16 protein-coding genes are annotated in these 16,565 nt (G+C 62.8%); 9 read left to right on the plus strand and 7 right to left on the minus strand.

Going from position 1 to position 16,565, the window contains the following annotated elements; genetic code table 11:
* Nucleotides 1–24: 24 nt before the first annotated feature.
* The 4 genes from hpnJ to JFN90_RS16495 all read left to right on the plus strand — a co-directional run bounded on the left by hpnJ (nucleotide 25) and on the right by JFN90_RS16495 (nucleotide 3,718).
* A complete protein-coding gene (gene hpnJ / locus JFN90_RS16480; protein ID WP_199396222.1) occupies nucleotides 25–1,446 on the plus strand; it encodes a hopanoid biosynthesis associated radical SAM protein HpnJ in 1,422 nt (473 codons plus the stop codon).
* 121 nt (nucleotides 1,447–1,567) lie between these two features.
* Nucleotides 1,568–2,434 (plus strand): hopanoid biosynthesis-associated protein HpnK, encoded by an 867-nt coding sequence (hpnK, locus tag JFN90_RS16485; protein WP_199396223.1) that lies wholly within the window; start codon nucleotides 1,568–1,570, stop codon nucleotides 2,432–2,434.
* A complete protein-coding gene (locus tag JFN90_RS16490; RefSeq protein ID WP_199396224.1) occupies nucleotides 2,427–2,807 on the plus strand; it encodes an EamA family transporter in 381 nt (126 codons plus the stop codon). The genes hpnK and JFN90_RS16490 overlap by 8 nt, the downstream gene beginning before the upstream one ends.
* A 164-nt stretch (nucleotides 2,808–2,971) precedes the next feature.
* Complete coding sequence (locus JFN90_RS16495; protein ID WP_199396225.1) at nucleotides 2,972–3,718, plus strand: DUF3108 domain-containing protein; 747 nt, start codon at nucleotides 2,972–2,974, stop codon at nucleotides 3,716–3,718.
* A gap of 122 nt (nucleotides 3,719–3,840) precedes the next feature.
* On the opposite strand, the gene asnS is transcribed toward JFN90_RS16495, so the two are convergent.
* On the minus strand, nucleotides 3,841–5,226 hold the full coding sequence (gene asnS, locus JFN90_RS16500) for an asparagine--tRNA ligase (protein WP_199396226.1): 1,386 nt from the start codon (nucleotides 5,224–5,226) through the stop codon (nucleotides 3,841–3,843).
* Between the two features lie 106 nt (nucleotides 5,227–5,332).
* On the opposite strand from asnS, the gene JFN90_RS16505 reads away from it, so the two are divergent.
* Together JFN90_RS16505 and JFN90_RS16510 are read left to right on the plus strand one after the other, a co-directional pair.
* On the plus strand, nucleotides 5,333–5,716 hold the full coding sequence (locus tag JFN90_RS16505) for a S41 family peptidase (RefSeq protein ID WP_199396227.1): 384 nt from the start codon (nucleotides 5,333–5,335) through the stop codon (nucleotides 5,714–5,716).
* Between the two features lie 2 nt (nucleotides 5,717–5,718).
* Nucleotides 5,719–6,087: a glutaredoxin domain-containing protein gene (locus JFN90_RS16510; protein ID WP_199396228.1), complete on the plus strand. Its 369-nt coding sequence runs from the start codon at nucleotides 5,719–5,721 to the stop codon at nucleotides 6,085–6,087.
* A 233-nt stretch (nucleotides 6,088–6,320) separates the two neighbouring features.
* Here JFN90_RS16510 and JFN90_RS16515 read toward each other — a convergent pair whose 3' ends face one another.
* On the minus strand, nucleotides 6,321–7,295 hold the full coding sequence (locus JFN90_RS16515; protein ID WP_199396229.1) for an HD domain-containing phosphohydrolase: 975 nt from the start codon (nucleotides 7,293–7,295) through the stop codon (nucleotides 6,321–6,323).
* A gap of 257 nt (nucleotides 7,296–7,552) precedes the next feature.
* Here JFN90_RS16515 and JFN90_RS16520 point away from each other — a divergent pair, with 257 nt between their 5' ends.
* Together JFN90_RS16520 and JFN90_RS16525 are read left to right on the plus strand one after the other, a co-directional pair.
* Nucleotides 7,553–7,735 carry a helix-turn-helix domain-containing protein gene (locus tag JFN90_RS16520; RefSeq protein WP_199396230.1) on the plus strand — a complete coding sequence of 61 codons (183 nt, stop codon included), beginning with the start codon at nucleotides 7,553–7,555 and terminating at the stop codon, nucleotides 7,733–7,735.
* Nucleotides 7,736–7,916: 181 nt separating this feature from the next.
* Entirely contained in the window at nucleotides 7,917–8,420 is a 504-nt protein-coding gene (locus JFN90_RS16525) for a chemotaxis protein CheX (RefSeq protein ID WP_236019036.1), read from the plus strand.
* A gap of 171 nt (nucleotides 8,421–8,591) precedes the next feature.
* Here JFN90_RS16525 and JFN90_RS16530 read toward each other — a convergent pair whose 3' ends face one another.
* The 4 genes from JFN90_RS16530 to JFN90_RS16545 all read right to left on the minus strand — a co-directional run bounded on the left by JFN90_RS16530 (nucleotide 8,592) and on the right by JFN90_RS16545 (nucleotide 14,797).
* Nucleotides 8,592–10,217: a fumarate hydratase gene (locus JFN90_RS16530; RefSeq protein ID WP_199396231.1), complete on the minus strand. Its 1,626-nt coding sequence runs from the start codon at nucleotides 10,215–10,217 to the stop codon at nucleotides 8,592–8,594.
* Nucleotides 10,218–10,449: 232 nt separating this feature from the next.
* Nucleotides 10,450–12,864, minus strand: a complete 2,415-nt coding sequence (locus JFN90_RS16535) for an Ig-like domain-containing protein (protein WP_199396232.1) — start codon at nucleotides 12,862–12,864, stop codon at nucleotides 10,450–10,452.
* Nucleotides 12,865–12,960: 96 nt separating this feature from the next.
* Nucleotides 12,961–14,322 carry an OmpP1/FadL family transporter gene (locus tag JFN90_RS16540; protein ID WP_199396233.1) on the minus strand — a complete coding sequence of 454 codons (1,362 nt, stop codon included), beginning with the start codon at nucleotides 14,320–14,322 and terminating at the stop codon, nucleotides 12,961–12,963.
* Nucleotides 14,323–14,533: 211 nt separating this feature from the next.
* On the minus strand, nucleotides 14,534–14,797 hold the full coding sequence (locus tag JFN90_RS16545; protein WP_199396234.1) for a hypothetical protein: 264 nt from the start codon (nucleotides 14,795–14,797) through the stop codon (nucleotides 14,534–14,536).
* A gap of 180 nt (nucleotides 14,798–14,977) precedes the next feature.
* Between JFN90_RS16545 and JFN90_RS16550 the strand changes: the two genes are divergently transcribed.
* Nucleotides 14,978–15,553 carry a class I SAM-dependent methyltransferase gene (locus JFN90_RS16550; protein ID WP_199396235.1) on the plus strand — a complete coding sequence of 192 codons (576 nt, stop codon included), beginning with the start codon at nucleotides 14,978–14,980 and terminating at the stop codon, nucleotides 15,551–15,553.
* Nucleotides 15,554–15,766: 213 nt separating this feature from the next.
* Here JFN90_RS16550 and ubiE read toward each other — a convergent pair whose 3' ends face one another.
* Nucleotides 15,767–16,474 (minus strand): bifunctional demethylmenaquinone methyltransferase/2-methoxy-6-polyprenyl-1,4-benzoquinol methylase UbiE, encoded by a 708-nt coding sequence (gene ubiE / locus JFN90_RS16555; protein ID WP_199396236.1) that lies wholly within the window; start codon nucleotides 16,472–16,474, stop codon nucleotides 15,767–15,769.
* Between the last annotated feature and the right edge of the window lie 91 nt (nucleotides 16,475–16,565).

The following is a 16,565-nucleotide window of genomic DNA, read 5'->3' on the forward strand; positions in this document are numbered from 1 at the left end:
GACGTTATTAATCTGGAGGGGTGTATGAAGCCGTTGTTTTTGAACCCGCCGACCTTCGAGGATTTCGACGGAGGTGCCGGTGCGCGTTACCAGGCCTCGCGCGAGGTGACTTCTTTCTGGTTCCCCGGCTGGCTCACCTATCCGGCCGGGATGATCGAAGGCTCCCGCGTCGTCGACGCGCCGGTGCAGCGTCTGGACCTCGATGCCTGCCTTGATATAGCCAAAGAGTACGACATGGTGGTGATGTACACCTCCACCCCGACCCTGGCCATCGACGTGGAGACCGCACGCCGGGTCAAGGCGCAGAAACCCGGGACGGTGACGGTATTGACCGGCCCCCACGTGAGCATCCTTCCCGAGGAGAGCCTCAAATTCGCCGCCGGCGCGGTCGACATCGTTTGCCGCGGCGAGTTCGACTACTCCACCAAGGAGCTGTGCGAGGGAAAACCGTGGGACGAGGTGGAAGGCATCAGCTTCATGAAGGACGGCAAGGTGGTGCACACCAAGGATCGGGCCCCCATCGCCGACCTCGACGCGCTTCCCTTCGCAAGCCAGATCTACCAGCGCGACCTCCCCATCGACGAGTACGTGATCCCGCATTTCCGGCATCCCTACGTTTCCATTTACGCCAGCCGCGGCTGCCCCTCGCGCTGCATCTACTGCCTGTGGCCCCAGACCTTCTCCGGGCGCACGCTGAGGAAGAGAAGTCCGGAGAACGTGTACGAGGAGGTGAAGTGGATCAAGGAGAACCTCCCCCACGTAAAGGACATCTCCTTCGACGACGACACCTTCACCGCCGATAAGCAGCACGCCATCGCCATCGCCAGGCTCATCAAGCCCCTGAACGTCTCCTGGGTGATCAACGCCCGCGCCAACTGCGACTACGAGACCCTGAAGGAGCTGCGTGACGCGGGGATGCACCACGTGGTGGTCGGTTACGAGTCGGGCAACGAGCAGATCCTCAAGAACATCAAGAAGGGTGTCACCAAGGCGCAGGCGATCGAGTTCACCAAGAACTGCAAGAAGCTCGGCATCACGGTGCACGGCGCCTTCGTGCTGGGGCTTCCCGGCGAGAGCCGCGAGACCATCAAGGAAACCATCGCCTACGCCATCGATCTCGACCTCACCTCGATCCAGGTGTCGTTGGCCTCCCCGTACCCGGGGACCGAGTTCTACCAGATGGCCAAGGAGAACGGCTGGATCGCCTCCGACAGCTTCCTCGACGAGACCGGGCACCAGAAGTGCGTCATCAACTACCCCGACCTCACCAACCAGGAGATCTTCGACGCGGTGGAGCTGTTCTACAACAAGTTCTACTTCCGCCCCCGCTACATAGCGCGCAGCATCTTCAGCATGCTGGTCGACTCCCAGATGCGCCGCAAGCTCCTCAAAGAAGGTGCCCAGTACCTGAGCTACATGAGAAAGCGCAAGCAGGCCGCCTGCTAGTCAGACGATCCTGTACCGGCATGGTCCCCTCCCCTGGAGGGGGAGGGTTAGGGAGGGGGCATGTGCTTAACTTCCCCCCTCCCGACCTCCCCCCTCCTGGGGGAGGAGATGATAGGTCCACATGAAAGAGATAATTCTCAACGCCGACGACTTCGGGCTGAGCGCCGGGGCCAACCGCGGCATCATCAAGGCCTGGCAGGAGGGGATGCTCACCAGCACCTCGCTCATGGTGGGAGGCGACGCATTCGCGGAGGCGGCTGCCTTCGCCCGCGCCAACCCCGCCCTGCAGGTGGGGCTGCACCTCACCCTGGTGCAGGGGAGCGCGGTCCTGGCGCAGCAGGGACTCCCGGCCTTGACCGACGCGGCGGGAGAGTTCGGTGACGACGCGGTGCTGGCGGGGATGCGCTACTTTTTCCTCAAGGGACTCAGGAAAAAGCTGCGCCAGGAGATAGACGCGCAACTGGCCAAGTGCCGGGATGCCGGTGTCGAGCTCTCCCACGTCGACGGCCACCTCAACATTCACATGCATCCGGTGGTGTTCGACATCCTCTGTGAACTGATGCCCGGCTACGGCATCAAAAGCTTTCGCCTGACCAGGGAGAACCTCCCGGCGAACCTCGCTCTGGACCGGACCCGGCTGGTGGGGAAGTGCGCCGACGCCTTCATCTTCGCGCGCCTGGCCGACCGTTGCCGGCCCCGGCTCGATCGGCTCGGCATCCGCTACGCGCGCGAGGTGAAAGGGCTGCTGAGTTCGGGGCACATGACCGAGGAGTATCTGCTGCGGGCACTGGACGGAGTAGGGGAGGGGATCACCGAGATCTATTTCCACCCCGGCTGCCACCCCTGCGCCACGCTCACGCGCCGCATGCCCGATTATCAGCACGAGGCGGAACTGGCGGCCCTTACCAGCCCGCGGGTGAGGGAGAAGCTGGCCCAGGACGGCGTCAGGCTGAGAAACTACCGCGGAGAGGAAAAGACGTATGTTTAAAACCGTAGTAGTCATGCTCATCGCGGTGACGGCGGGGACCATCGGGGACCTGCTGCTCGCCAGCGGCATGAAGGAACTGGGAGACATCTCCACCATGAACCTGAGGGGGATCATGAGGGTGGCCGTGCAGGCGCTTACCACCCCCAAGCTCGTCTTCGGCACCGCCATGCTCGCCGTCTTCTTCTTTCTCTGGCTCGCCGTCCTCTCCTGGGAGGACCTGTCGGTGGCCCTGCCGATGCAGGCCCTGAACTACATACTGGTCGCTTTCCTGTCCCAGTACTTCCTGCACGAGGCGGTGAATCCGCTGCGCTGGGCGGGTACGGTGCTGGTCGCGGTCGGGGTGATCATGATTACCAAGAGTAGCGGCGCCTAGGCCCGGTTCGTTCACCTGTAGGGGCGAATGATCATTCGCCCCCACGCTTTCCCTCCGACAACTTCCCCCACTCCGACACCAACCGCGTGTGAAATGTATAACATTAGGTAATCCCTAAACTTTTTCCCTTGATAAAAAATATCGCCAGGGGCTAATCTGTGGATATGAAAATTTCAGCCTTATTGTCCTTTTTCACCCTCGTCGTCCTCTCCGCCCTTCCTGCCAGCGCCATGAGCCCCAACGAAAAGCTGGTCTACGACGTCAGTTGGACCGGCGTCAAGGCGGGGACCACGGTACAGGAAGTGAGCACCAAGGGAAATGAGTTCCACATCGTAACCACCACCCGCTCCACGCCCTGGCTTGATACCTTCTTCCGGGTGGAAGACCGTGCCGAGTCCGTGGTAGTGCGCGGCAGCGGCGACCGCTTCGGTTTTCCCAGGTACTTCCGCAACAAGATCAGCGAGGGGAGTCACCGGCGCCTCAAGGAGGCGAGGTTCGACCAGCAGAAGCTCAAGGTGGAGTCCAAGGACCTGCTGCACAAGACCCAGCACATCGACGACATCAGCGCCAATACCTACGATCCCCTTTCCATCGTCTACTACGTCCGCACCCTCGACCTCGTCCCCGGCCGCTCCCTCTTCGTAGACATCTACGACTGTAAAAAACTGTGGAACACCGAGGTGAAGGTGCTCAAGCGGGAGGAGGTCGAGACGCCGGTGGGGCGTTTCAAGACCATCGTGGTGCAACCCATGATGAAGGCCGACGGTTTCTTCGCCCGCACCGGCGAAGTCAAGGTTTGGCTCACCGATGATGCCCTGAAGATACCGGTGATGGTCTCGACCAAGGTCAAAATCGGCAAGATAAAAGCCGTGCTCACCGGCGGCAGCTACTGGCCGGCAAAGGCAGAGTAGAGACCAGACTAAGAGTAAGAGTAAGACTGAGAAAACGAAGAGAGGCAAGGCGCCTATGGCCCTTGCCTCTCCCTTTTTCTGCTTTGGTTTCTCTCAGTCTCAGTCTTTATCTTTATCGGCCCCTAAAACTCCGCGTGCCTCGGTGTCCTCGGGAAGGGGATTACGTCCCTGATGTTTTCCATGCCGGTCAGGTACATGATCAGCCGCTCGAAGCCGAGCCCGAAACCGGCGTGCGGCGTGGAGCCCCAGCGCCTTGTGTCGAGGTACCACGAGAGCGACTCCGGTGCGATACCCGTCTCCAGCATGCGCTGTTCCAATAGCTCCAGGCGCTCCTCGCGCTGACTCCCGCCGATGATCTCGCCGACCTTGGGGACCAGGAGGTCCATGGCTGCGACCGTCCTGCCGTCGTCGTTCTGCCTCATGTAGAAGGCCTTGATCTGCTTGGGGTAATTGAGGATGAAGACCGGCCCACCCACCACCTGCTCAGTCAGGTAGCGCTCGTGCTCGCTTTGCAGGTCGAGCCCCCACTCCACCGGAAACTGGAACGACACCGGCGCCTTCTTGAGCCGCTCGATCGCCTCGCCGTAGTCCATACGCGCGAAAGACGCCTGCGCCACCGCCTCGATCCTCTGGATCAGCCCCTTGTCGATCTGCGTGTTGAAGAACTGCATGTCTTCGCCACAGTGATCCAGCGCGAATCGGCACAGCCTCTTTAAGAATGCCTCGGCGAGGTCGGCGTCGTCGGCCAGGTCGGCAAAGGCCATCTCGGGTTCGATCATCCAGAACTCGGCGGCGTGGCGGGCCGTGTTGGAGTTCTCCGCCCGGAAGGTGGGGCCGAAGGTGTAGATGTCGGAGAAGGCCTGCGCGAAGAGTTCCCCTTCGAGCTGCCCGCTCACGGTGAGCCCGGTGGCGGTGGCGAAGAAGTCCTTGGAGAAATCTATTGCGCCGTTCTCCAGCGGCGGGTGGGCGAGGTCGAGCGTGGTGACCCGGAACAGTTCCCCGGCCCCCTCGCAGTCGTTGCCGGTGATGATCGGGGTGTGTACGTAGAGAAAGCCGCGCTCGGCGAAGAAGCGGTGCACCTCCTGGGCCAAGGCCGAACGCATCCGGAACACGGCGCCGAAGGTGTTGCTACGCACCCTGAGATGCGCGATGGTGCGCAGGTACTCGAAGGTGTGCCGCTTCTTCTGCATCGGGTATTCCTGGTCCGCCCCGCCGACCACCTCGATTTGCTGCGCCTTCAGTTCCAGCGCCTGTCCGGCTGCCGGCGACTCCTGAAGGAGCCCGGTGACCGCAAGGGCGCTGCCGGTACCGATGCCGGTCACCTCGTCATAGTTGTCGAGGTCGGGCTCCGCGACCACCTGGATCCCGGACAGGCACGAGCCGTCGTTTAAGGAGATGAAGGTGACACCCTTACTGTTTCTGATCGTGCGCGCCCATCCCTTGACCAGGATGGTGCTGCCGGCTTTGCCTTCATCCAGCGCCTGTTTCACCTTGGTTCTAGCAGTCATGTCAACACCCCGATGGTGGATTAAAGCATCATTTATAACATAGAGGGGTTAGCACGGCAAAAGCATAGTTGACAGCCGGGGTGGCTCTCGTATAACTTCACTGGCCATGACCAAGACCCTGTGCGCCATATTGCTTTTCACCCTTATGCTCCTGCCGGGCTCCGGCCAGGCTGCCGCCGTTTTCGGCGGGGTCGGCATCGACGGGGTCCCCAGGGCCGACGGCACCATCGTGGTGCGGCAATTGGTTGCCGGTGGACCGGCTCATTTGGCCGGAATCAAGGCCGGTGACATCATCACCCAGGTCGACGGCACCCCGACCGCCGGCAGCGACTTCAACTTCATCGTCGAGCGACGCCTGCGCGGGCGCGCCGGGACCCCGGTGCTGGTCCTGGTACATCGTCCCGGCAACCCGAAGACACTCACGTTCAAGCTGGTTCGGCGCCAACTGAAGGTTGCCGGCACCGCTAAGAAAGACGCAAAGGGGGAGTGAACATGCGCATCCTGATGACTGCAATCCTGGCCGTAACCCTCGTCTGCCCGGGCCTCGTGGCCGGCGCCGAGCAACTCCCGCAGAGCCCGCTTGGCAGCCACAGCGTGCAGACCAAGTATCCCAAGGTCGTCCTGTTCTCCACCTCCTGGTGCCCCCATTGCAAGGCCGCCAAGGAATACTTCACCAGGAACAACATCCCCTTCATCAACAGGGATGTGGAGTTGGACAGCGCCGCCATGGAGATGGTTACCGGCAAGTACAAGAGCCAGGGCGTTCCGGTCATCGTCATTGGGGAGGATGCCAAGGTGCTGAAGGGATTCGACCAAGCGCGTTTCGAAAAGGCGCTGGACGAGGTGCGGAAGAAAAAATAAGCGGCTGGAGCCAGCCGTCGGTAAGGGGGGAGCGTCATCGATGCTCCCTTTTTTTATGCTTAAAAACCTTTAGCCACGGAGGAAATCTGAGGACTTCGGAGCAGGCTAAACCAGAAGCTTTTTGGATTTCCCCCTAAAGCTTTTTGGTTCTCTCAGATTTCCTCAGATTTTCTCCGAACCTTCGCGCTGAAGCGCTACGGCCCGCAAGCGTGGCCAATGGTTCAGCCTTTGCTTTAGATTTCCGTAGGTTGGTCCTCGGCCAACAGGAAGAAGAGCACCTGCACCAGCTTGGGGTCGAGGTTGGAGCCGCTCATCCCCTTCATGGTCCACATCACCTCTTCACGGTTGAACCCCCTACGGTAGGGGCGGTCCATGGTCAGCGCGTCGCAGATGTCCGCGGTGGCGACGATCTGGGCCTCCATCGGGATCTTGCTCCCTTCCAGCCCGTGAGGGTACCCCTTGCCGTCAAACCGCTCGTGGTGGTAGAGCACGATATTCTGCACCGTCTTGGAGAGGTTCGCTTTTCTCACCACTTCGCACCCCCACTCGGGATGCTTCATGACGATCTTGAACTCCTCCGGTGTCAGAGCGCGCTCCGCGTTGAGGATCGCCTCGGGAACCCCGATCTTGCCGCAGTCGTGCAGCCAGCTTCCGTACCTGATCTCCTGTTGGATGTCCTCAGGGATGCCGAGTTTCGCCGCCAGCCTCAGTGCCAGGGTGGCGACACGGTCGCAATGCCCCTTGGTACAGGCGTCCTTCAGTTCGATGGTCTGCGCCAGCGAATACAGGATGAACTCGTCCTCGCGCTTGATGGCCTGCAGCACGCGGTAGCGGCGGATGCCGTCCTTGACGGCCCGCAGCATCTCCGCTTTCTTCCATGGTTTCAGGACGAACCGGAACACTTCGCCGCTGTTGATGGCGGCCAGCGTCGTGGAAAGGTCGGCGCTCCCCGTCATCATGATTTTCACGGTGTGGGGCGAGACCTCCTTGATGCGAGAAAGGAGCTCGATGCCGCGCATGCCGGGCATCTCGTTGTCCGAGACCACCACGGCCACCGACTGGTGCTCGACGATCTGTAGCGCCTCCATCGCGGAAGAGGCGGTCACGATGTGGAGCCCCCTGTTCTCGAAGAGCTCACTGGTGTAGGCCAAGTAGCTTTTCTCGTCGTCCACGAACAGGACGGTCTCGCGTTGATCCTTGTTTGGCATGTGCCCTCTCCAAGGGGTACTCATTAAGTAGCCGCCGTATTCTTATCGGCACGAGCGCCGCGCATAAAAGCAAAAAATTGCTTGGGCCGAAAAAGTTAATCGTTTTGAGGTGCTACGCCCGCCGCCTTGCTTGACATGATAGGCAGAAGCGGTACCATCCAACGGTGGAACTGTAATTAAAACCGAGGCGGCCGCGCTCTTTTTTTAGCAGCGACGCCTCAGCTCCGGGTGGGACCGAAGCGAAGGAGGGAGCGATCATGCTGGTATCCAAGAGTTGGTACACCCCGGCCGAGGCCTGCGAGAAATTCGGCGTGGAGATGGAGCGTCTGCAGGTATGGATTGACGAGGGAGTGATCCGCACCGAGGAGGACAACGGCCAGGTGGTGCGGGTAAACGGCGACGATCTGGAGCTGAAGATCGAGGAGATGACCGGGATCTGAACCCACTGGATGATTGCCGATTGACCATGGACTTTGGCGATTTTCTTCTCAAGGATGCGATGCACCGGCAACCACTCGCTAAAGGTTCTGCGGTAAATGACGAAAGGATAGGTGACGGCAGTTCTGGTTTCCATAGTCAACTGTCAATTGTCAGTTATCCATTGCTGTAAAGGGGGTTGCCTTGAGCAACAGCATAACGTTCGAAGAGATCATGTTCACCATCATGTCCGCCACCCAGGACACCTTCAAAAGCTACATGAATACCGACATCTATGCCGGCAAGGTTGAGAAGAAGATCAACCCGCTGACCAGTGACGTGGTGGGGATCGTGGGGGTCGCCGGAGACCGGGTCGGCTACATCATCTTCGCGACCGAGAAGGGACCGGCGGAACAGATTGCCAAGGATCTCCTGATGCTCGACGAGGCCGATGACGAGGCGATCAACGACGCGGTCGGCGAGGTGGCCAATAACATCGCCGGTGTCTTCAAGACCAAGTACCACGAGCAGTACGGCAGCGTCGCCCTGGGGCTCCCCCTGGTCCTTTCCGGGCGCCTGCGGCCGATGACCGATCCCCCCGAACAGGCCGCCACGGACGGGAGCATGAGCGTGCAGTGCAAGGGGGTCACCATCCCCTTTACCACCATGGACGGCAGGCTCCACTTTCGGGTCATGGTTTATATGTAAGGACAGTGGCTGGGGGCTGGTAAAACCTACTCCTGCTGACGGCTCAATCCCGGCTGCTCCGGTTGTCTCATTGAAACAACGAAGCCCCCGCTGCCATGACGGCAACGGGGGCTTTTCTGTCTTTGCTGTGCTTCTGTAGGGGCGAATAATCATTCGCCCCCTTACCTCATTTTAGATACCCAACTGCTTGAAGAAGTCGTTCCCCTTGTCGTCCACCAGGATGAACGCCGGGAAGTCCTCCACCTCGATCTTCCAGACCGCCTCCATCCCCAGTTCGGGGAAGTCGATGCATTCCACCTTCTTGATGTTCTCCTCGGCGAGGATCGCGGCTGGGCCGCCGATGGAGCCGAGGTAGAAGCCGCCGTGCTTCTGGCAGGCGTCGGTCACCTGCTGCGAGCGGTTACCTTTGGCGATCATGACCATGGAGCCGCCGTTGGCCTGCAAGAGGTCGACGTAGGAGTCCATGCGGCCGGCGGTGGTGGGGCCGAAGGAGCCGGAGGGCTTGCCCACCGGAGTCTTGGCCGGGCCCGCGTAGTAGATCGGGTGGTTCTTCAGGTACTCGGGAAGCGGCTTGCCGGAGTCGAGGATTTCCTTGAACTTGGCGTGCGCGATGTCGCGGCCGACCACGATGGTGCCGGAGAGCAGCAGCGGGGTGGAGACCGGGTGCTTGGAGAGTTCGGCCAGAATGTCCTTCATGGGCTGGTTCAAGTTGATCCTGACGCCGTGCTCATGCTTGCCGCGGAAACGCTCGGGGATGAGGCGCCCCGGGTTCTCGTCCATCTGCTCGACCCAGATCCCTTCCTTGTTGATCTTCGCCTTGATGTTGCGGTCGGCGGAGCAGGAAACGCCCATGCCGACCGGGCAGGATGCGCCGTGACGCGGCAGGCGGATGATCCGCACGTCGTGGGCGAAGTATTTGCCGCCGAACTGGGCGCCGATGCCGGACTCCTGCGCCGCCTTCAAGAGCTCCGCCTCGAGGGCGAGGTCGCGGAAGGCCTGGCCATGCTCATTGCCGCTGGTCGGCAGCGCGTCGAGATATTTGGCGCTGGCGAGCTTGACGGTCTTCAGGCAGGCCTCGGCGCTGGTGCCGCCGATGGCGAAGGCCAAGTGGTAGGGGGGGCATGCCGCGGTGCCCAGGGTCTTCATCTTGGCCACCAGGAACTTGATCAGGCTGTCCGGGTTCAAGAGCGCCTTGGTCTCCTGGTACAGGTAGGTCTTGTTGGCGGAGCCGCCACCCTTGGCCATGAACAGGAATTTGTACTCGGCGCCCTTGGTGGCATAGAGGTCGATCTGCGCCGGCAGGTTGGTCCCGGTGTTGGTCTCCTTGTACATGTCGAGGGCGACGGTCTGGGAGTAGCGCAGGTTCTCTTCGGTATAGGTCCGGTAGACCCCCTTGGAGAGGTACTCCTCGTCGTTGGTCCCGGTCCAGACCTGCTGCCCCTTCTTGCCCATGACGATGGCGGTGCCGGTGTCCTGGCAGACCGGGAGCTCGAAGTTGGCGGCAACCTCGGCGTTTCTCAGGAAGGCGAGGGCAACACCCTTATCGTTCTGGGAGGCTTCCGGATCGGTCAGGATCTTGGCGACCATCTCGTTGTGCTCCGGGCGGAGCAGGAAAGAGAGGTCCTTCATGGCGGTGTTGGCGACCACGGTGAGGGCCTCCGGAGCTACCTTGAGGATCTCCTGCCCTTCGAAGTTGGCGACCGAAACGTACTGCTGGGAGTCCGGGATGAGGCGGTACTTGGTGGTGTCCGGCCCGAGCGGGAAAGCTTCCTGGTACTTGAACTCTGGAGTTGCCATCGGTTCTGTTCTCCTTTGCGTGGGATTGATGGTGACTGGTATCCGTAACCGCGCGGACGGCACGGCAAAAAAATGTATACACGATTGGCGGAATATATTGCAAAAGGCCAATTTTGTCGAGAGCTAAGTTTGCCTGGGGAGTCTCTGCACGGTAAATGGGGGAGGCTGCGGAGCCTTGGTGGTGGCGGCGGGGGGGAGGGCCCCGCCTTTGAGTGGCGGGGCCCGGCCGGAATCAGGACGGGGAGGCGAAGAGCCGCGACTGCGGCGGGGGGATCACCCGGTAAGGAGGCAGGGCCTGCAGGGCGCGGGCCGGCTTGGGCAGCGACAGCGAGACGACGGTGGGATCGATGACGAGCCCGGTGCTCACGAAATAACCCATCTGCCGCTGGCCCAGGAGGAAGCTCACCGGGGAGGTGACCGGATCGATCAGGAAGCCGTGGCTCACGTCGGGCTGGTCGAACTGGAAGTATCCTTCGCGCGGCCCGGTAGCCGCAGCGTCCCCCGCGGCGGGAGCGACCTTGGGGACCACGGTGCCGCCGGAGGCAGTCATCATGAAGGGAACCGGCACCCTGCCGGAGAGATAGCTCAACTGGTCGAAGCCGGGCGCCACCGCGAGGGCCTCCGGGGTCCCCAGTGCGCCGCGCCCTCCCAGGGCGTCGCCCAAGTACCGGGTGCTCCAGTTGGGGATGACCTTGTCGCCGTTGGTCGGGCGTCCGTTGGCGTCGAAGGCCGTGCTGGTCGCCTCCTGGATCAACACCCTGCCGGAAAGCCTCGAGGGGAGCGCGCTCCCGGTGCGCAGGTCGGGCAGCGGCGTCGTCATGGTGGCCGGGTCGACCGGGTCGAACACCGACTGGGTCAGTTGGAAGAACTTCTCGTAGGTCGGTGAACCGGCCGAGATCCCGGCGCGGGCCAGGCCGGCGTCGATGCTGGGGCCGAAATCGACGCTGTCCCGCAACAGGTAGGCGATGCGCGCGCCGGGGACGCTCAAGAGCCCCTTCATGTCGGCGTCGAGGGTGGCCTGGGTATAGGGAGGCGTGCCGGGCGCCGCAGAGAGGGTGGCGTTGCCGGCCAGGTAGTAGGCCCCGACGATGGCGCCCAAGCTCACGCCGACGTATTTCGGTTTCCGCCCAGCGTTGGGGGCGTTGGCCCCCAGGGTGGCGAATCCCTGCGCCGCGAAAGCGGGGTTGAATGACGGTGTCGCCAGCACCAGTTCCAGCCGGTCCAGGTTGAAGGCGGCCTGCTGGACGTTGGTCCGCGCGGCCAGCGGCGCTCCCAGCGCGATAAAGTCCTCTCCCCAGGTGGTGCCGGTGAGGTGACCTGACAGGGCGAGGGCGCCGTGCAGCGGGAGATCGATGGCGACCACGGCGAACCCCGCCGCGGTGAGCTTGCCGGCCACGGCGATCGCCTGCTCCTTGCTGCCGTTGATGGCGTGCTGGTAGATGGCCAGCGGCCATCCCCCGGCGGGAGCCGTTCCCGCAGGAGCGAAGTAGACGAAGGGGATGCGGCGGTCGCTGTAGTAGAAGCCGGTCAGCCTGCCGGTGCCCGGGTCGCGGAAGGGCTGCACCACGGCGCTCGCCGCGCTGTAACTGCCGAAGGTGAGGTTCTGGTTCATGACCGGGTTGCCGCGTGCCACGACCGGATTCATGGAGATGTCCGCAGTGGCAATGCTCCCGGTGATCACCGCGCCGACGCTCGCCGGGGCCACGGCGGGAATCCCCGTCCCGGCCAGGACCATGCCCCAGTAGGTGGCGGGCGCCAGGGTGGCAGTGACGGTCACAACGTTCAACCCCGCCCCTAACCAGCTCTTGCCGGGCAGGCCACCGGGGAGGTCGCTGCCGGCGGCGAAGGCCCGCAGCGCGCTCTCCACCGGTACCAGGCTCCCCACCGGGTCGGCCGGGTCGGCAGCGACAAAACCCGCCGCCGTGGTGTTGAAGCGCCCCAGGAGCGCGATCTGGCCCCGGCTCGATACGCCGCTCACGGCGGGGGCAGCGGTCAGGTCGTTCATGACCTTGGCGTAGCCGGAGAAGAGCACGTTGCCGCTGCCGTCGACGGTGTTCCTCCTGATCTGCTCCAGCGGCTCGAAGGGGCCGAGCAATGGGAGCTGCGACTTCAAGGCAGAGAAGTAGACCGAACTGCTCACCGAGCCGCCGGTGGCCGCGTCCTTGACCCGGTTGGTCACCAGGTAGAGATAGCGGCTGCCGGGCTGGAGCGGGAACCTGGGGAAGAGCGAGACGTCGCTGCGCCCGGCGGTATAGCTGAAGCTGAAGTTGCCGGTCACGTCGGTAAAGCGCAGCGGGTTGTTCTCGGTGGCAGTCGGCGCCGCGCTGTCGGCCCCGATCAGGAATACCTTGATGTTGTTGCCGTTCACCGTGGCGGGCTGTAGCGGCCGGGCAAAACGGAGGTAGATCGGGGCGTTGACCCCGGCCACGGCGTTGGTGCTGCCCACCTCGTAGCGGTTCACGTAGGTGAGGGCCTCCAGCGGGTTCATGGGACGGTTCGCGGGTCTGACGCCGACCGTCCCCGTTGCCGGGTCGGTGTACTGGGTGATCGGGTCACGGGCCGTGGCGGTTGCCAGCACGTTGGGGAGCGGCACTTCACTGGTGGTGGGGTCGAAGAGGGCGGTGTTGGGGCTTGCCGACTGGCTCATCCCCGAGTCCGAACCGCATCCGGCCAAGGTCAGGACGAACAGCAGGATGCCGACAGGCGTAGCAGGTGCTGGCTCATGGTTTCCTCCGCAGGGGCGTCAGAACTTCAGATTCAGGTTTGCGGCGAGCAGGTAGGCGTCGCTTTTGAAGATGCCGTTGGCACCGCGCAGGGTGGTCATGTCCTGGTTGTGCACCGTGCGGTCCACGAAGTGCACCCACATGTAGGCGAGGTCGAGCGTGCCGAAGGCGTTGCCGATGCCCGCGCCCACGGAGAAGCTGTGCCGGTCGGCGTCGGGGAGCAACGGGTCCACGGTCTCGTTCGGGACAGGAGACTCGTCGAAGGAGTAGCCGGCGCGCAGGGCCAGGCGCTGATTCATCTGGTACTGGGCGCCGAACTTGTAGCTCCAGACATCGCGCCAGTTCCTCGGGTCGGGCTGGTTGTTGAAGGCGGCGACCTGCGCGGAGTCGAAGTGGAGTTCGAGCTTTTTAAAGCTGCTCCAGCCGGTGCGGGTGGCGTCGAATTCGAGGGTGACCTTGTCGGTCGGGCGCCAGGCGACGGCGAGGTCGAGGGTGTCGGGGAGAGTGATGCTGGTGGAGGCGTCGCTGCTGGCGCGGGCCCTGGTGTAGGGGGAAAGGGCGGAGTCGGCCAGGCCGATGGCGCCAAGACCGGTCGGGGTAGTGGCGAGAAAGTTGGCGTCGCCCTTTATGTCGAGCGTGATCTTGCTCCGGTAGGCGAGGCCCAGGTTGAGGTCACCGCGGGGTTTCCAGAGCAGCCCGAAATTGTAGCCCACGTCGGTGGCCGTGCCGTCGACGCCGAGCGAGCCCAACTCGTAGGCCCCGAAGGGGGGCGCCGGCGCGGTGGGGTCGATGACCGGAGCGTAGAGCGACTTTTGCAACGTGACCACGGCGTAGGTGACGTCGATCCCGGCCGCGACGCCCAGGTTCAGGTTGTCGAAGCGGTAGGCGGCGGTGGGCTGGAAGTTGATCGGCTTGATCGAGGCGATCTGGACCTGGTTGCGGAACACGCTGGAGTCGCTCCAGGATTTGGACAGCGGGTAGGTCGCGTTGACGCCAAGGCCGAGGGTGACGGGAAGGTTTTCCAGCGCGTAGGTCGCGTACAGCGTCGGGGCGATGACGATATCGCGCCGGGAGCGCTCGGTGACCGTAGTGGCCCCGGTGTCGAGCGGCGGGGTGCCGGAGAGGGGGGTGGTTCCCTGGAACTCGGTCTGGGGCACGATGATACCGGTCGACCCCAGGTTCACCTGGATCCCCGGGAGAAACGCGATGCCGCCAGGGTTGAAGTACAGGGCGCTCGGGTCGTCAGCTTGTGCGGCGAAGGCGTTCCCCATCGCCATCGCCTTGGCTCCCTGCTCGCTGACCTTGAAGCCTGCTCCGTGACACACACCGCGCAGCCCCGGGAGGGCGCAGAGCACCAGAACGCACAACAACCATTTTCTCATTGGTGTCCCCCCTGCCGATCCTGGCGGTATCCCGGCCGGTCCGGTCTTCGCCGCAGGCGGCAAGGTCGCGTCAACCGGAGGATTTCGGCCCAAGGGGAGCAGTGCGCCGTGGAACGTGTGGCAGCATGTGAACCCCGACCGATCGGCAATAATTAGCATCCGCTAATGCTACCGCCCGTCGGATCGAAGTCAAGCAGGGTGGAGCCGGAGTTTAATGCACCGTTTTTTCCTTCATCATCCCTTCCAGCATCCGGCGCAGAGCATCCTCTTCCACGAAGCAGAAAAGCGCGCTGTCGCCGAACGCGACCTCGACGGAGCCCCTTCTCCTTTTCAGGGTTACCTCTACTTCGTGCACCCCGTTGCCCAAAAGCCCGTGGTAGACCTGCTGGAAGGATCTGCCGGTGCGCAGCGCTTCCTTGCCCCGCATCTCGAAGTAGACCGCCTGGTCCAGTGCGTCGTTGGTTAGGTAGATCATGGTGCACCTCCTGTTTTTCTACAGCAAACCACATAGGTGCGACAGAAAAAGTCGTTGATACCGTGCGTGCTGTGTCGGGCGGCGCGGCGGCATGCCGGATGGCGGTGGAAAGGCTTGACAATCGAGACGAAAATGGGGAATTTGGGCACCGCTGGGAATAAGGCAGGGGAGGGGGAGGGTATGGAGTCCGATCGCGTCAAATGGGACCAGCGTTACAGCGGTCCGGAGCTTTTCTTTTCGCTGACCCCGTCGCGGCTGTTGGCCAACTCCCTGGAGCGTATCATGTCCCTGGTCCCAGGGCGGCGGGCGCTGGACCTGGCCTGCGGCGAGGGGCGCAACTGCATCTACCTGGCGCAGCACGGCTTCGAGGCGACCGGAGTAGACATTTCGCCGCGGGGGCTGGAACGCGCCAGGAGGCAGGCGGCCGAGGTCGGCGTCGCCGTGGAGTTCATCGAGGCCGACCTGGAGTGTTGGCGCCCGCAGGGGGAGTACCACCTGATCCTCAACTTCAACTTCCTGATGCGGGATCTGATCCCGGCGCTCATGGAGGCGCTCGCCCCGGGCGGGGTGCTGCTCATGGAGACCATACTGGACGCGCCGGGGATGCCGGGGGAGCATCGCAAGGATTTCCTGCTGCAGCCTGGAGAGCTGGGACGCATCTTCGGCGGGTATGAGGGGAGGATCCTGCTGCTGGAAGAGGAGGTCGACGCGCCGGAGATGCCGGTGGCGCGGGTCATGTTTCAGAAGCAGGTTTAGGTTTAGGTTAAGAATGCTAAGGGCAAATTCCCCCTGTCCCCCCTTCGCAAAGGGGGGGACGCGAGGGCGGGTGCAGTGCTTCGTGGACTGCTGGGAGTGCTGTAGGGAGTGCTGCAGGGAGTGCTGCTGCGCGCGAAAGTTGTGCGGCGGGCAAAAGAAAAGGCTGCGGTCACTGACCACAGCCTTTTGCCTTAACTCAACCTCAACCTGCTTCTACTTGGTCCCGACGTAGACGGTGGCGATGCCGCCGGTGAGGTCGAAGTGGTGCACGTCCTTGAAACCGACCTGCTCCATCATCCCCTTGAACACCTCGCGCGAGGGAAACTCGAGGACGGAATCGGGCAGGTACTGGTAGGCGCTGAACCGGGAGAAGGCGCCGCCGATCTTGGGGAGTACCTTCAGGAAATAGAAGTGGTAGATATTCTTGAACACCGGCATGGTCGGCGTGGAGAACTCGAGGATGACGATCTTGCCGCCGTCCTTGAGCACCCGGCGCATCTCGGTCAGCCCCTTGATGCGGTCGACCACGTTCCTGATGCCGAAGGAGATGGTAGCGGCGTCGAAGCTGCCGTCCGGGTAGGGGATGTCCTCGCAGGGCGCCACCTCCAGCTTGATACGCCCGGCGTGACGCGACTCCTGCACCTTGACCCGTCCCAGGTCGATCATTTCGGGGGTGAAGTCGATGCCGACGATGTTGACGGAAGTGGGGGTCTGGGTCGCTACCTCGAGCGCCACGTCGCCGGTGCCGGTTGCCACGTCCAGCACGAGCCCGGGACCGCGCAGGCCGATCTTGCCCACGGCGAAACGGCGCCAGCGGCGATCGATGCCGAGCGACAAGAGCCTGTTCAAAAGATCGTAGCGCGGAGCTATGCTCCCGAACATGGCGCGAATGCGCTCACCCTTTTCCGACAATGCGTACATATTTTCCTACCTTTTTGGTGCCTGAAATGCTATAAATTTTGACCGCTTCCCGCGTCGGGAAGCCCTTTGGCAAGGCTTGATTTTTAGCACA

The organism is Geomonas propionica, assembly GCF_016458235.1.
GTDB lineage: Bacteria > Desulfobacterota > Desulfuromonadia > Geobacterales > Geobacteraceae > Geomonas > Geomonas propionica.

Bases quoted from the DNA above. Each gene is read 5' to 3' on its own strand.
- hpnJ (WP_199396222.1), top strand. From the start codon at position 25: ATGAAGCCGTTGTTTTTGAACCCGCCGACCTTCGAGGATTTCGACGGA.
- hpnK (WP_199396223.1), top strand. From the start codon at position 1,568: ATGAAAGAGATAATTCTCAACGCCGACGACTTCGGGCTGAGCGCCGGG.
- JFN90_RS16490 (WP_199396224.1), top strand. From the start codon at position 2,427: ATGTTTAAAACCGTAGTAGTCATGCTCATCGCGGTGACGGCGGGGACC.
- JFN90_RS16495 (WP_199396225.1), top strand. From the start codon at position 2,972: ATGAAAATTTCAGCCTTATTGTCCTTTTTCACCCTCGTCGTCCTCTCC.
- asnS (WP_199396226.1), bottom strand. From the start codon at position 5,226: ATGACTGCTAGAACCAAGGTGAAACAGGCGCTGGATGAAGGCAAAGCC.
- JFN90_RS16505 (WP_199396227.1), top strand. From the start codon at position 5,333: ATGACCAAGACCCTGTGCGCCATATTGCTTTTCACCCTTATGCTCCTG.
- JFN90_RS16510 (WP_199396228.1), top strand. From the start codon at position 5,719: ATGCGCATCCTGATGACTGCAATCCTGGCCGTAACCCTCGTCTGCCCG.
- JFN90_RS16515 (WP_199396229.1), bottom strand. From the start codon at position 7,295: ATGCCAAACAAGGATCAACGCGAGACCGTCCTGTTCGTGGACGACGAG.
- JFN90_RS16520 (WP_199396230.1), top strand. From the start codon at position 7,553: ATGCTGGTATCCAAGAGTTGGTACACCCCGGCCGAGGCCTGCGAGAAA.
- JFN90_RS16530 (WP_199396231.1), bottom strand. From the start codon at position 10,217: ATGGCAACTCCAGAGTTCAAGTACCAGGAAGCTTTCCCGCTCGGGCCG.
- JFN90_RS16535 (WP_199396232.1), bottom strand. From the start codon at position 12,864: ATGAGCCAGTCGGCAAGCCCCAACACCGCCCTCTTCGACCCCACCACC.
- JFN90_RS16540 (WP_199396233.1), bottom strand. From the start codon at position 14,322: ATGAGAAAATGGTTGTTGTGCGTTCTGGTGCTCTGCGCCCTCCCGGGG.
- JFN90_RS16545 (WP_199396234.1), bottom strand. From the start codon at position 14,797: ATGATCTACCTAACCAACGACGCACTGGACCAGGCGGTCTACTTCGAG.
- JFN90_RS16550 (WP_199396235.1), top strand. From the start codon at position 14,978: ATGGAGTCCGATCGCGTCAAATGGGACCAGCGTTACAGCGGTCCGGAG.
- ubiE (WP_199396236.1), bottom strand. From the start codon at position 16,474: ATGTACGCATTGTCGGAAAAGGGTGAGCGCATTCGCGCCATGTTCGGG.